Annotated in this window: 11 protein-coding genes; 9 read left to right on the top strand and 2 right to left on the bottom strand. The window is 68.8% G+C overall.

Annotation, left to right across the window (positions count from 1 at the left end):
• Positions 1–320: 320 nt before the first annotated feature.
• Complete coding sequence (locus tag ACWDU4_RS00790) at positions 321–1,493, bottom strand: Ig-like domain-containing protein (RefSeq protein ID WP_450111923.1); 1,173 nt, start codon at positions 1,491–1,493, stop codon at positions 321–323.
• A gap of 552 nt (positions 1,494–2,045) precedes the next feature.
• On the opposite strand from ACWDU4_RS00790, the gene ACWDU4_RS00795 reads away from it, so the two are divergent.
• The 7 genes from ACWDU4_RS00795 (at position 2,046) to ACWDU4_RS00825 (ending at position 9,232) form a co-directional block, all read left to right on the top strand.
• Positions 2,046–3,116, top strand: a complete 1,071-nt coding sequence (locus ACWDU4_RS00795; RefSeq protein ID WP_450112052.1) for a magnesium and cobalt transport protein CorA — start codon at positions 2,046–2,048, stop codon at positions 3,114–3,116.
• 289 nt (positions 3,117–3,405) lie between these two features.
• Positions 3,406–3,612 carry a dodecin gene (locus tag ACWDU4_RS00800; protein WP_450111924.1) on the top strand — a complete coding sequence of 69 codons (207 nt, stop codon included), beginning with the start codon at positions 3,406–3,408 and terminating at the stop codon, positions 3,610–3,612.
• Between the two features lie 47 nt (positions 3,613–3,659).
• A complete protein-coding gene (locus ACWDU4_RS00805; RefSeq protein WP_450111925.1) occupies positions 3,660–4,706 on the top strand; it encodes an ATP-dependent DNA ligase in 1,047 nt (348 codons plus the stop codon).
• On the top strand, positions 4,706–5,782 hold the full coding sequence (ligD, locus tag ACWDU4_RS00810) for a non-homologous end-joining DNA ligase (RefSeq protein WP_450111926.1): 1,077 nt from the start codon (positions 4,706–4,708) through the stop codon (positions 5,780–5,782). Before ACWDU4_RS00805 ends, ligD begins: the two co-directional genes overlap by 1 nt.
• Positions 5,783–5,873: 91 nt before the next feature.
• Positions 5,874–6,461, top strand: a complete 588-nt coding sequence (locus ACWDU4_RS00815) for an HdeD family acid-resistance protein (protein ID WP_450111927.1) — start codon at positions 5,874–5,876, stop codon at positions 6,459–6,461.
• On the top strand, positions 6,461–7,672 hold the full coding sequence (locus ACWDU4_RS00820) for a serine hydrolase domain-containing protein (protein ID WP_450111928.1): 1,212 nt from the start codon (positions 6,461–6,463) through the stop codon (positions 7,670–7,672). Before ACWDU4_RS00815 ends, ACWDU4_RS00820 begins: the two co-directional genes overlap by 1 nt.
• 612 nt (positions 7,673–8,284) lie before the next feature.
• Positions 8,285–9,232, top strand: coding sequence for a L,D-transpeptidase (locus tag ACWDU4_RS00825; protein WP_450111929.1), 948 nt, complete (start codon positions 8,285–8,287; stop codon positions 9,230–9,232).
• A gap of 17 nt (positions 9,233–9,249) precedes the next feature.
• Here the strand turns inward: ACWDU4_RS00825 and ACWDU4_RS00830 are convergent, their stop codons facing one another.
• Complete coding sequence (locus ACWDU4_RS00830) at positions 9,250–9,825, bottom strand: TetR/AcrR family transcriptional regulator (RefSeq protein ID WP_450111930.1); 576 nt, start codon at positions 9,823–9,825, stop codon at positions 9,250–9,252.
• Positions 9,826–9,903: 78 nt separating this feature from the next.
• Between ACWDU4_RS00830 and ACWDU4_RS00835 the strand changes: the two genes are divergently transcribed.
• Together ACWDU4_RS00835 and ACWDU4_RS00840 are read left to right on the top strand one after the other, a co-directional pair.
• Complete coding sequence (locus tag ACWDU4_RS00835) at positions 9,904–11,676, top strand: ABC transporter ATP-binding protein (RefSeq protein WP_450111931.1); 1,773 nt, start codon at positions 9,904–9,906, stop codon at positions 11,674–11,676.
• Positions 11,677–11,731: 55 nt separating this feature from the next.
• Complete coding sequence (locus ACWDU4_RS00840; protein WP_450111932.1) at positions 11,732–13,093, top strand: DUF2252 domain-containing protein; 1,362 nt, start codon at positions 11,732–11,734, stop codon at positions 13,091–13,093.
• Positions 13,094–13,105 lie beyond the last annotated feature (12 nt).

The raw sequence follows: 13,105 nt of genomic DNA on the forward strand, positions 1-13,105 counted from the left end.
ACGGGGATTCGGCGTGGAGAACCCGTGTGAGTGCTGTGAGGAGTTTGTGCACAAGGGGATTGGCGTGCGGTGAGTGCAGGGCGCGGGGTCTCGGATGCCGACCCCTGGACGCGAGAACCGCCGCAAGGGTGCACACATCTGTTGAAGTGTGCACAAGAGGATTCAGCGCCGAAGACCCGTGTGCGTGCTTCAACGGGAGTGTGCACATGAGTTTTGGTGGGGCGCGACCGCGCGCGTCCCCGGCGCCTTGCGCGCATCACGAAGGCCCCCAGCCGAAACAATCGGCTGGGGGCCTTCGTGTCAGGGCTGCTGTTCGCGGATCAGCCGCCGAGGAGGTCGCTCAGCGAGCCGGTGTCCATCGAGCCGGCCGACCCGCTGCCGCCGGGCTCGGTGACCACGCTCGACACCGTCACGGTGTGGGGCGCGGAGACGGACGACTTGTAGGCGTCGCTGCCGAGATAGGTGGCGATGATGGCGTGGTCACCGTCGACGTTGAACGAGCGGTTGATCTTCGCGACCCCGTTCACGAGGGTCACCGGCGTACCCAGGTTGACACCGTTGTCCGTGAACTGGACGGCACCGGTGGCGGAGTTGGGTGCGACCGCCGCGATCAGCTGGATGTTCGTGCCGTTGTTGGCGGCGTTGCCGCCGGAGATGGTGATGCTGGTGTCCTGCGCCGCGGGGGCCGACACCGCGATGGTATGGGCAGCCGAGGTGGAGGTGGCGAAGCCGGAGTCACCGGAGTAGACGGCGGTGATGTCGTGCGTGCCGGTGGCGGTGAAGGTGTGGTCGTAGGTGGCGACCCCCGCGGTGATCGCGACGGGACCGCCGATGTCCGTCGCGCCGTCCTTGAACTGCACGGTGCCCGTCGCGTCCGCCGGGTCGACGGTGGCGGTCAGCTGGACCGAGGTGCCGACGATCGTGGTCGACACGGCGGTGAGGGTCGTGGTGGTGGCGACGGCCTCGGGGTCGAGTTCGAAGTCGAGCGCGAAGTCGGGGTCCACGGTCCCGCCCTGGGTCTCGTTGCCTGCGTCGGCGGGCATGCCGACCACGAGCAGCACCTTCGCCGACTCGCCGGGGTTCAGGTGGATGCTGTTCAGCTCGGTGCCGGGCACGGCGACGTCGTTGACCAGGTCGACCGTCTGGCCCGACGCGTCGTTGATCTCGGCACGCACGTACGCCTGCATGTTCTCGGACTTCGTCCAGGCACCGAGGTACACCTGCAGGCGCCCGCTCTGGGTTCCGTTGTTCTTCGCGTGGAACGTGGAGGTGGCCTCCGCGCCGGGGATCAGCTCGCCGGACAGGGCGGGGATCTGGGTCATGTCGCCCCAGGTGGTGCCGTCCGCGGAGTAGTTGAGGTAGTTCGGGTCCGCCTGCGCGGACGCGGGCATCAGCACAGCAGCGAACGCCGCCAGGAACAGAGCGGCGACCATGCTGCCGACGGCAGTGGCACGCCGCCTGACGCTGCCCTGCGTGTTGATGGTGGAAGTCATTGCGGCAGCGTAGAGGCAGTCAGTGGATCGAGCGTCCAGATTGGCCGAAATTTCCCGGCCGTAGCGATGGCTTTCCGGCAGGGCACGTCGTTCGTTCGACGATGTGTTCGGCGAGTCGCCGACGACCCGCCGGGATACCGCCGTGCCGGTCCGGATCCGCGTGTCGGTCCCGGTCCCGAAGGGCGGGACGATTCGGAGGGCGCGAGGCGTCCGATATGCGGCATCTGTGTGATTGGTGGCGGGTGTGGCTCCGGAGTAGGGTGTTCGAGGATTTGCACGCGCTACCGTTGGGTGCGCCCGGGAAGAGGAGGTGAGGCTTGCAGTGAAGAGCCAACCTCCGAGTACCTGCCGAAGTCGTCGCTGAACCGTAGCGGTTCGACCCTTCGCGCAGCGGCGATTTCGCGATAACCACACCGCCCGTCCGTCACGGGCCGTCCGTGTATCCGCCTTACGCGAAAGCCGTCCACCATGCGTGACAAGCGACCCTTCCGCCCGCTGCTGCCGAGCCGCGCCGCCGACCCCACCCGCGACGAGATCGTGCCCGAGCACACGATGGCGCCGCATCACACGCCACCCCCGCCGCGGATCGTCTCGGCACCGGTGGAATCCAGCGTCGTCAACAGCGCCGTCTATCGCGACGGCTGCCGGATCGAGACGCCGTCCAACCTGTCCGAGGCGTTGCGCAGCCTGCCCGACGCCTCGTCGATGGCGTGGATCGGGCTGTACCGGCCGTCGGAGGAGCAACTGCTCGCCGCGGCCGCGCAGTTCGGGCTGCACGAACTCGCCGTCGAGGACGCGATCGTGGCGCACCAGCGCCCCAAGCTCGAACGCTACGGCGACACCCTGTTCGTGGTGCTGCGTGCTGCCCGCTACGTCGACGAGACCGAACGGGTCGACTTCGGTGAGCTGCACGTGTTCTGCGGTCCGACGTTCGTGCTCACCGTCCGGCACAGCGAATCGCCGGACCTGTCCGCGGTCCGCGCCCGCATGGAGAACGACCCCGACCTGCTGCGACTCGGTCCGGAGGCGGTGCTGTACGCGATCCTGGACGCCGTCGTCGACGGCTACGCGCCCGTCGTGGCCGGCCTGCAGAACGACATCGACGAGATCGAGACCGAGGTGTTCAGCGGCGACCCGAAGGTGTCGCGGCGCATCTACGAACTCACCCGTGAGGTCATCGAGTTCCAGCGCGCCACCAAGCCGCTGCTCGGCATGCTGTCGGGGCTGTCCGCCGGCTTCGAGAAGTACAAGACCGACGAGGAGTTGCAGCGCTACCTGCGTGACGTGACCGACCACGCGACCACCGTCGTCGAGCGAGCGGACGGGTTCCGGCAGCTGCTGGGAAACATCCTCACCGTCAACGCGACGTTGGTGTCGCAGACGCAGAACGAGGAGATGTCGGCGCTGACGCAGGCCAGCTACGCGCAGAACGAGGAGATCAAGAAGGTGTCGGCGTGGGCGGCGATCCTGTTCGCGCCCACCCTGATCGGCACCGTGTACGGCATGAATTTCGACAACATGCCCGAACTGCACTGGGCGGGTGGCTACCCGTTCGCCATCGGCATGATGGCCCTGATCTGCGTCGGGCTGTACACGATCTTCAAACGTCGCGGCTGGCTGTAGCGGCTTCGCCGCCTGTGAGCGAACTTCACCCCCATCAGGGTGAAATTCACTCACGGGCGCGGAGCCGTCCTCACCCCTGCGTCTGGTTCTTGCCGGTGATCTTCTTCCACTGGGTGCTGACCAGGTACTTGACCAGCAATCCGTAGTTCTTGAGCTTCTCCATGGGTGTCCCCCTATGTCGATGGATGGCAAAGCGCCGGCGGAAACTTGACCACAGATCACCGCCGCTCGGCAAGGGGCTGCGCATAGGCTGAACGGGTCTGGCATCACCGAAGAGTGAGGAAGACCTATGAGCGATCACGTGTACTCCGTCACCGAGGTCGTCGGGTCGTCGCCGAAGGGCATCGACGACGCCATCGCACAGGCGGTCGCCCGTGCGAACGAAACGGTCCGCAATCTCGAGTGGTTCGAGGTGGTCGACACCCGCGGGCACATCGTCGACGGGAAGGTCGCGCACGTGCAGGTGACCATGAAGCTCGGCTTCCGGCTCGAGTAGGGCTCGTCCCCTCGCGAATCGGTGCCGGCTGGGTCAGGATGGGGGACGTGGACCTGCCCCTGAGCCCGCCGCTGCAGCCGATGCTCGCCAAGTCCGCCGGTGCGGTGCCGCCGCAACCTGCCGGTCAGGATCCGGTGTGGTCGTACGAACCCAAATGGGACGGCTTCCGGGCCATCGTGTTCCGCGACGGTGACGACGTGGTGCTGGGCTCCCGCAGCGGCAAGGACCTCGGGCGGTACTTCCCGGAGATGCTCGCCGCGATCCGTGCGGAACTTCCCGAGCGCTGCGTCCTCGACGGGGAACTGGTGGTTCCACGGGAAACCGACGGTCGTACCCGCCTCGACTGGGAGGCGCTCTCCGAACGCATCCATCCCGCCGCGAGCCGGGTGGCGCTGCTGGCCGAGCAGACGCCGTCGCAGCTGATCGGATTCGACCTGCTCGCCCTCGGCGACGACGACCTCACCACCCGTCCGTTCGCGGACCGCCGGGCCGCGCTGCTCGGCGCAGTGGGCGGTGGACCCTCGTGCCACGTCACCACCGCCACCACCGACCCGGACGTGGCCACCGAGTGGTTCCACACCTTCGAGGGCGCAGGCCTCGACGGCGTGGTCGCGAAAGAGCTGGCCGGACACTACGCCCCGAACAAGCGGGAGATGATCAAGGTCAAGCACGCGCGGACCGCGGATGCCGTCGTCATCGGTTACCGGCCGCACAAGAGCCAACCGGGGATCGGATCGATGTTGCTCGGCCTCTACGACGGCGACGATCTGCGGATGATCGGCGGGGCGTCCGCGTTCACCGCGGCCCGGCGGGTCGAACTGCAGGAGATCCTCGACCCGCTGCGGGTGGGCGAGGACGTCGTCCACGACGGTGAGGCCAGCCGGTGGTCGGCGGGCAAGGACCGGCAGTGGGTGCCGCTGAACCCGGAACTCGTCGTCGAGGTCGCCTACGACCAGATGGAGGGCGACCGGCTGCGGCACGCCGCGCGGTTCCTGCGCTGGCGTCCGGACCGGGAGCCGCGCAGTTGCACCTACGAACAATTGGAGGTCCCGGTGCGCTACGACCTCGCCGACGTGCTGGCAGGAGAAAGGTGATGGCGGCAGTCGATGGAGTGAAGCGACCGTCGCAGGGGCGTGGGAAGGCCCCGGCACTGGAGCTGGACGTCGACGGCATCGCGGTGCGGTTGTCGAGCCCCGACAAGGTGATGTTCCCGCAGCTCGGCGCCGACGGCGGCACGAAACGGCACCTCGCCGAGTACTACCGTGCGGTCGCGCTGTTCGACGGGGGCGGCATCATGACGGCGTTGACCCAGCGGCCGACGCACCTGCAGCGCTTCCCGGACGGCATCGAGGGGGAGGAGGTGTACCAGAAGCGGATTCCCGCCAAGCGGCCCGAGCACATCGGCACGTGCACGGTCACCAACCCCAACGGCCGGACCGCCGACGCGCTGCTCGTGCGGCACCCCGCCGACGTCGTGTGGGCGGCGCAGATGGGCAACGTGACCTTCCACCCGTGGCCGGTGCGGTGCGCCGACACCGACCGGCCGGACGAGCTGCGCATCGACCTCGATCCGCAGCCCGGCACCGGGTTCGCGGAGGCGCGGGCGGTCGCGCTCGACCTGCTCGCCCCGTTGCTCGACGAGCTCGGTCTCGTCGGCTATCCGAAGACGTCGGGCGGCCGCGGCGTGCACGTGTACGTGCGGATCGAACCGCGCTGGGACTTCATCGACGTCCGGCACGCCGCCATCGCGCTGGCCCGGGAGATCGAGCGCCGTGACCCGAACCGCGTCACCACCGCGTGGTGGAAGGAGGAGCGCGGCGCGCGAATCTTCGTGGATTTCAACCAGACCGCGCGCGACAAGACCGTCGCGTCCGCGTACTCGGTGCGCAAGACCCCGCGGGCCACGGTGTCGACGCCGGTCACCTGGGCCGAGCTCGCCGACGTCGAACCGGACGACTTCACCATCGCGACGGTGCCCGATCTGCTCGCCCGTCGGGGCGACCCGTCGTCCGGTATCGACGCCGTCGCGCACTCCCTCGACGGGCTCCTGGACATGGCCGAGCGGGACACCGCGAACGGGCTCGGTGACCTGCCCTACCCGCCGCAGTACCCGAAAATGCCCGGGGAGCCGAAACGGGTGCAGCCCAGCCGGGATCGTGACCGGAAGTAGGCGCGTTCGCCACGCTTTCGGGGCCCGTCGACAGTAGGCTCGCGAACGAGTGGGGCGCAGGGCGGTCCACCCCGAGTCCTGGGAGGTTGCGATGACTGAAAGTCCGACCGTCGGCACCAACGAGGCCATCCTGCGCATTGCGAAGGACGTGTGGTGGGTGCTTCTCGTCCGTGGTGTCGTCGCGATCGCGTTCGGCATCGTGGCCCTTGTCTGGCCGCACGCCACCGTCAAGGTGCTGATCGTCGTGGTCGGCATCTTCTGGATCGTCGACGGCATCGTGTCCGCGATCCGTGCGATCCAGGCCCGCAAGGTCGTGCTGAGTTGGGTGTGGTGGCTGGCGGGTGCGCTGGTCTCGGTGGTCGCCGGTGTCGTCCTGTTCGTGTGGCCGGACCTGACTGCGCTGGCGTTCGCCTACCTGATGGGCTTCTGGGCCATCCTCGTCGGCGTCCTCGAGATCATCGGGGCGTTCCAGGTGATGGCCAACGGCGGACAGTGGCTCGGATCCATGGTTGCGGGCGTGATCGCGCTGCTGTTCGGCCTGTTCCTGGTGATCTGGCCGGGCTCCGGCATCACCGGGCTGATGTGGCTGGTCGGGATCTTCGCGATCGTCTTCGGTGTGCTGTTCATCGTCGGCGCGTTCCAGGTGCGCTCTGCGGCCAAACGCGCCGGCGTCGTCTGATGAGCGAACGGGTGGCACGCGTGCATTCGCTCGAGGACGCCGGTCGGGCTCCGACGCAGATGTACGTCGACCCCCGGTTCCTGCCGTTGGCCGACGCCTTCTTCGCGCTCTACCGCAGCCCGCAGCACGGTGGTGGCGCACTGTCCGCGTACCTCGACGGCGACCTCGTTCTCGACGTCTGGGCCGGGTGGGCCGATCGGGACCGCCGGTGGAATCGGGACACGGTCGCGCTGTCCTTCTCCACCGGCAAGGGTGTCGCGAGCACGGTGGCGCACCGGCTCGCCGAGCGGGGTCTGCTCGACTACGACGAGCCGGTCGCCACCTATTGGCCGGAGTTCGGTGCCGCGGGCAAGGACCGGATCACGGTGCGGGACATGCTCACCCACCGCGCCGGACTGCACAAGGTCAGGGGCCTGGTGCAGGGAAGGCGGACGCTGCTCGACTACGACGCGGTGGTCGCCGCGCTCGCCGCCGAGGCGCCCGATCCGCGTCGCTTCGACGGTCCCGGCTATCACGCCGTCACCTTCGGGTGGCTGGTCGCCGAGACCGTCGCGCGCGTGACCGGCCGCGACTTCGTCGACGTGGTGCGCGACGAGATCGCGAGACCGCTCGGAGTCGACGAGTTCTGGTACCGGGTGCCGCAGGATCAGCGGCACCGGATCGCGAAACTGTTCCCGCACATCAACCCCGGCGGCATGCCGTGGGAACTGACGTCGTCGGTGCTGTCGCGGGTGGCGCCGCTGAGCGGGCTCGCCGAGGCCGCGATGCCCGACGGGTTCGACCAGCTGGTCCGTGACCCGGCGGTGCACGATGCGGTGATGCCGGGCTGGAACGGGGTTTTCACGGCCCGCGCCCTGGCGAAGATGTACGGCGCGATCGCGAACAACGGGATGATCGACGGCCGCCGGTTCCTGCAGACGGACACGCTGGAGCGGATGGGAGCCGTGCAGACCCGCCGGCGGGACTACGTGCTGCGCGCCCCGATCCACTGGAGGCTCGGCTACCACCCCGTCTTCCTCGCGAAGCGCGCGCAGCCGAAGCATGCGTTCGGGCACTACGGGGTCGGCGGTTCCGGCGCCTACGCGGATCCCGAGACCGGCCTCTCGCTCGGTTACGTCACGAACCGCATGGGCAACGCCGTCACCGCGCTCGGCGACCTGCGGCTCGCCCGCCTCGGTGCCGTCGCTCAGGGCCTGGTGGCCCGCCCCTGACCCAGGCTCCCCCCGGGGCGGTGCCCGGTCGGCCGGTGACCGGGCCGCCCTCCACCCTCCCGAGCAACGTCTCGGAGGGTTCGAAACGGCCGATGTGCCGGTGCGTCGCTTCCCCGCGGATTGTAGCTGCGGTGATGCTGAACACACCGGAGGGCGACAGGATGGACGCGGGGCTGCCGAAGGGGGCGGCGGTCCGGCACCGGAAGCCGAGCGGGACACATCTGATGACACCGGACACACGCACGCCGGAGCGGCGCCGGAACCGACACGCCCCGCGTTGACCGCCCGGGAGGTGGAAGTCCTGGTCGAGTGACTCCGGTCGGACTCGAAATCGGTCGCGTCCGAAGCGCTCTACATCTCTGTCCGGACGCTCGACACCCATCTGGCGAGGATCCGGAACGAGTGCTCGAAGGTCGGCCGGTCCGCATCGACGAAGGCTGCCCCGTTCGCCAGGGCGCTGCAGGACGGGTTCATCCAACTGCACGAGTGGTGACTGCGGCGTCGGGCAACGGAAACGCGATTGGCGAAATTCCGGCGAATCGTGTGTTAATTGTTGCGCTCGACCATGGGGGTGTCGGGCTGCACTTGGTTGGTCGACGTGATGGGGACGGAATGGGTACGCGCTCGAACGGACGGAACGTCGCTGGGGCTCGCTGGTCGCGGCGGATCGCGGTGGCACTCGCGGGTGCGACGGCGCTCGGTGCTGCGGTGGTCACGCCGGCGCAGGCGGCGCCGCTGTTCCCGGGCGGCCCGGAGGTCCCCACGTTCGAGCTGCCGCAGCTCCCGGGTGTCGCGCTGCCCCAGATTCCCGGTCTGCCCGTGCCCGCGCAGGCCGTGCCGTCGATCGGTCCGGCGAACTTCTCCGCGCCCCGCCTGAATCCGTCCGAGGGCGAGGTCGTCGGGGTCGCGCAGCCGATCATCATCTCGTTCAACGAGGCGATCGGGGACCGGGCCGTCGCCGAGCGCGCCATCCGGATCAGCACCACTCCGAAGGTGGAGGACGGTCACTTCTACTGGACCAGCGACCGTCAGGTGCGTTGGCGGCCGAGTCAGTTCTGGCCCGCGCACACCGAGGTCGTCGTCGAGGCCGGCGGATCCCGCTCCGCGTTCCGGATCGGGGACGCGCTGGTGACGACCGCCGACGACGCCACCAAGCAGATCACCGTCACCCGGAACGGCGAGGTGGTCAAGACGATGCCGACGTCACTGGGCAAGCCGGGCCACGAGACACCGAACGGCACCTACATCGTGGGTGAGAAGCACCGTGACATGTACATGGACTCGTCCACGTACGGCGTGCCGATCGACTCGCCGGAGGGCTACCGCACGTACGTCGAGTACGCCACTCGCATCTCCTACAGCGGCATCTTCGTGCATGCCGCGCCGTGGTCGGTGAACCAGCAGGGCTACAGCAACGTCAGCCACGGATGCCTGAACGTGAGCACCGAGGACGGCAAGTGGTTCTTCGAGAACGCGGGCAAGGGTGACCCGGTGATCGTGGTGAACACCGCCGGCGGCACCCTCGACGGCCGCGACGGCCTCGGCGACTGGAACCTCTGAGGCGGCTTCGCGCGCGCCTATATCGTGCCGGTGAGACGCGCGACCGTCTCGTCGATGGCTTCGAGGGCCTCGGTCCGTGAGTACCCCTCGTGGGCGAATGCCTCCCAGCCGGTGAGCAGGCACCACCACAGCATGCGCCGGATCCACCGGACCTTGAGGGTCGCGGTGAAGGTGCCCTCGGCGATCCCGCGCTCGAGCAGATCGAGCAGTGGTTCGTCGGTGCGGTCGAGGCGCACCCAGAACGCTTCGTTGGAGAACACCTGGACGTCGCCGTAGACCAGTGAGAGCGTCGGCCCGATCTCGAAGCACTCGTGGCTCATTCGGCGGATCGCCTCGTCGGCCGGTCCCTCGGTGGGGCGCGCCCGGACCAGGGCGGCGTCCAGCTTGTCGAGAGCGTGTCCGCCGAGCGCGGCGACGAGGTCGCCCCGCTCGGGGTAGTACCGGTGCAGGGTGCTGCGTCCCACATCGGCGGCGGTGGCGACCTCGCTCAGCGGTGCTCCCGCGTTCTTGCTCAGCACCTCGACCGCAGCGTCGAGGATGGCTCGGCGTGTGCGGGCTTTGGTGCCCGATTCGGTGGCTTCCTCGGTCGTCATGGGTTCACGTTAACAGTGTGAAATTCCGAAAGGGAACATTCGTTGACAAGAATGGGACATGCATGTACCAATACGGGCATGGCTGACTCACCCGCGCAGGCCTCCTGGCCGAACGTCCGTCTGCTCTGGTCCTTCATTCGACCGCACCGCCGAGTGCTCTACCTCGGCCTCGCGGTGGGTCTGACCTTCACGGCTGCGGGCCTCGCGCTCCCGATGGTGGTCAAGGTCATCCTCGACGCCCTCGGGACCGGCGACTCCATCCGCAATCCGGTGATCGTGCTGACGGTGCTGCTCATCTGCTCCGGCACCCTCGGTTTCGTCTACCACAACGTGATGGGGGCCCTTGCCGCCCAGGTCGTGTTCGACGCGCGTGAGTCGATGGTGCGCAACTACTTTCGGGCCACCATCGCGAGCGTGACGCGACGCCCGTCGGGAGAGCTGGTCACCCGGGTCACCTCGGACACGGTGTTGCTGCGGGATTCGGTGTCCTCGGCGCTGGTCGAACTCGTCACCAGTGCCGTCTCGATCGTCGGAACCCTCGTTCTCATGGCGATCCTCGACCCGGTGCTGCTCGGCACGATGCTCGGTGCGCTGGTCCTGGTCGGGATCGCTGCCGCGGGACTCATGCCGATGATCGGCAAGTCGCAGCGCCTCGCGCAGGAATCGGTCGGTCGGATGGGCGGAGGACTCGAGGGGGCGTTACGCGCGATCCGCACGGTCAAGGCGTCCCGCGCGGAGTCCCGCGAGGCCGAGCGGATCATCGTCGATGCCCGCGACTCCCAGCGACACAGCGTCAGGGCGGCCCGAGCCGCGGCGGTGGTGTGGATGGTCGTGAGCGGCGGAATGCAGCTCGCCATCGCCGGGGTCCTCGCGTTCGGCGCGTGGCGTGTGAGCGTCGGGGCGCTGGCGGTCTCGAGCCTGATCGCCTTCCTGCTCTACGCATTCACGGCCATTCCGCCGGTGTCTCAGCTCGCGACGAACTTCGCGATGATCCAGTCCGGCATCGTCGCGGCCTCCCGGATCCGGGAGGTGCAAGAGATGGAGATCGAGGAGCCCCGGTCCCCGCGTGAGGTGGTCGAGCTCCGACCGGTCGCGATTCCCGATGTCCCGGTGCTCGAACTGGTCGACGTGTCCGCTCGATACGCGCCGGGTGCCGCGCCGTCCCTTCAGGAGGTCAGTGCGGCGATCCCTGCCCGCGGGCACACCGCGATTGTCGGGCCGTCGGGTGCGGGCAAGACGACGCTGTTCTCCGTGCTGCTGCGCTTTCTGCAGCCCGAGCAGGGGGAGGTCCTGCTCGACGGAGTCCCGTACTCCCAGCTGCAGTTCGAGCAGGTCAGGTCCCGGCTGGCCTACGTCGAGCAGGAGACGCCGATCGTGCCGGGGACCGTGCGGTCCAACGTGCAGTTCACCTACCCGGAGGCCACCGAGGACGAGGTCTGGGCGGCGCTGCGCGCCGTGCACCTCGAAGAGACGGTGCGCGCGATGGAACACGGCCTCGACACCGACCTGACCGCCACCAGCATCTCGGGCGGCCAGCGGCAGCGGATCGCGGTGGCGCGGGCCATCGTTCGGCGTCCGGAGGTGCTGCTGCTCGACGAGGCCACCGCGCAGATCGACGGCCGAACGGAGGCCGCGATCCAGGACGTCATCGCCGAACTCGCCCGCACCGGCGCGGTGGTGACCATCGCGCACCGGCTGTCCACGGTCATCGACGCGGACACCATCCTGGTCATGGAGCAGGGCCGGATCCGGGCGCGGGGCACCCATGCCGAGCTGATGGCGTCCGACGAGCTCTACCGCGAGCTCGTCGCCGCGCTGCGGATCGCCCCCGACGCCGCGCTGGCCGGCTGAGGACACCGCCGTCGGACGCGCTGCGCGGGCGCTGTCGCGACGGTAGTCTCGGGCGATGGCAGGCGTCGCACCCAACCAGCCGTTACCCGCGGACGAGCGTCGCAGGGCAGGAAAATCCCTGCGGACGACCGTGCCACGCACCTCGCACGCGCAGTGGGAGCCTGCTGCGAGTCGGCCCGACCCCGTCGTGGTCCTCGAACAGCAGAACGCACTGCGGGTTCCCGAACTCGTTCCGCTGCGCTACGAGCGGATGCTGGTCTCCCCGTTCACCTTTCTGCGCGGGACTGCGGCGATCATGGCGTGGGACCTCGCGCACGGGCCACGAACCGATCTGATGGTCGAGGCGTGTGGTGATGCGCACCTGGCGAATTTCGGACTGTTCGCCGCGCCCGACCGCCGACTCGTGTTCGATGTCAACGACTTCGACGAGGTTCATCGCGCTCCGTTCGAGTGGGACCTCAAGCGGCTGGCCGCCTCGCTCGTGGTCGCGGCGATCGACAACGGCTTCACCGCCGACGACGCCCGCTCCGCCGCGCTGTCCGCGGTCGCCAGCTACTGCGAGCTGATGCGGCGCGCGGCGGGGATGACCGCCCTCGACATCTGGTACGCGCGCATCGAGGTGGAGGCGGTCATCGACCAGGTCCGGGGCGAGTTCAAGAAGGCCCAGGTCGGGGTCGCCGAGGCGGCACTCGCCAAGGCCGAGCGCCGCACCCAGTTGGGTGCGCTGAAGAAGTTCGCGTATCAGACCGAGCTCGGGCTGCGGATCAAGGAGGACCCGCCGCTGATCGTCCGGCTGCCCTACGAACGTCACGTCGAGGCGACGCGCATGCTGACCGACGCCTACGCCGACTACCTTTCGACGCTCGCGCCCGACCGTCGCCAGCTCGTCACGCGGTACCGCTTCCAGGACATCGCGCGCAAGGTCGTCGGTGTCGGCTCCGTGGGCACGATGTCCATGATGGCGCTGTTCGTCGGCGACACCATGGGCGATCCGCTCTTCCTGCAGCTCAAGGAGGCGCAGCGGTCCGTGCTTGCGCCGTACGTGCAGGGGTACGACTACGTCGACCAGGGCCAGCGGGTGGTGGAGGGACAGCGCCTGATGCAAAGTGCTTCCGACCCGTTCCTTGGCTGGTTCACCGGCAGCGGGCCGTTGGGGCGGAACTTCTACGTGCGTCAGTTGCGGGACAAGAAGGGCGGATTCGACATCGCCACGATGCGGCCCGCGGGGATGCGGGTCTACGCCCGGCTGTGTGCGGTCGCGTTGGTCAAGGCGCACGCGCGCACCGGTGACCCGGTCGCCATCGCCGGCTATCTGGGATCGGGGACGCCCTTCGAGGAGGCGATCGTCGAGTACGCCGTCGGCTACGAGAAGCAGAACCGCGCCGACTACGAGCGGGTGAAGGCGTCCCGCTCGTAGCCGGCGCGGGAC

Source organism: Rhodococcus sp. NPDC003348 (genome assembly GCF_053589375.1).

Excerpts from the sequence above, each read along its gene's own strand:
- ACWDU4_RS00820 (WP_450111928.1), top strand. The coding sequence starts at position 6,461 with ATGAGCGAACGGGTGGCACGCGTGCATTCGCTCGAGGACGCCGGTCGG.
- ACWDU4_RS00825 (WP_450111929.1), top strand. The coding sequence starts at position 8,285 with ATGGGTACGCGCTCGAACGGACGGAACGTCGCTGGGGCTCGCTGGTCG.
- ACWDU4_RS00815 (WP_450111927.1), top strand. The coding sequence starts at position 5,874 with ATGACTGAAAGTCCGACCGTCGGCACCAACGAGGCCATCCTGCGCATT.
- ACWDU4_RS00840 (WP_450111932.1), top strand. The coding sequence starts at position 11,732 with ATGGCAGGCGTCGCACCCAACCAGCCGTTACCCGCGGACGAGCGTCGC.
- ACWDU4_RS00800 (WP_450111924.1), top strand. The coding sequence starts at position 3,406 with ATGAGCGATCACGTGTACTCCGTCACCGAGGTCGTCGGGTCGTCGCCG.
- ACWDU4_RS00790 (WP_450111923.1), bottom strand. The coding sequence starts at position 1,493 with ATGACTTCCACCATCAACACGCAGGGCAGCGTCAGGCGGCGTGCCACT.
- ligD (WP_450111926.1), top strand. The coding sequence starts at position 4,706 with ATGGCGGCAGTCGATGGAGTGAAGCGACCGTCGCAGGGGCGTGGGAAG.
- ACWDU4_RS00835 (WP_450111931.1), top strand. The coding sequence starts at position 9,904 with ATGGCTGACTCACCCGCGCAGGCCTCCTGGCCGAACGTCCGTCTGCTC.
- ACWDU4_RS00795 (WP_450112052.1), top strand. The coding sequence starts at position 2,046 with ATGGCGCCGCATCACACGCCACCCCCGCCGCGGATCGTCTCGGCACCG.
- ACWDU4_RS00830 (WP_450111930.1), bottom strand. The coding sequence starts at position 9,825 with ATGACGACCGAGGAAGCCACCGAATCGGGCACCAAAGCCCGCACACGC.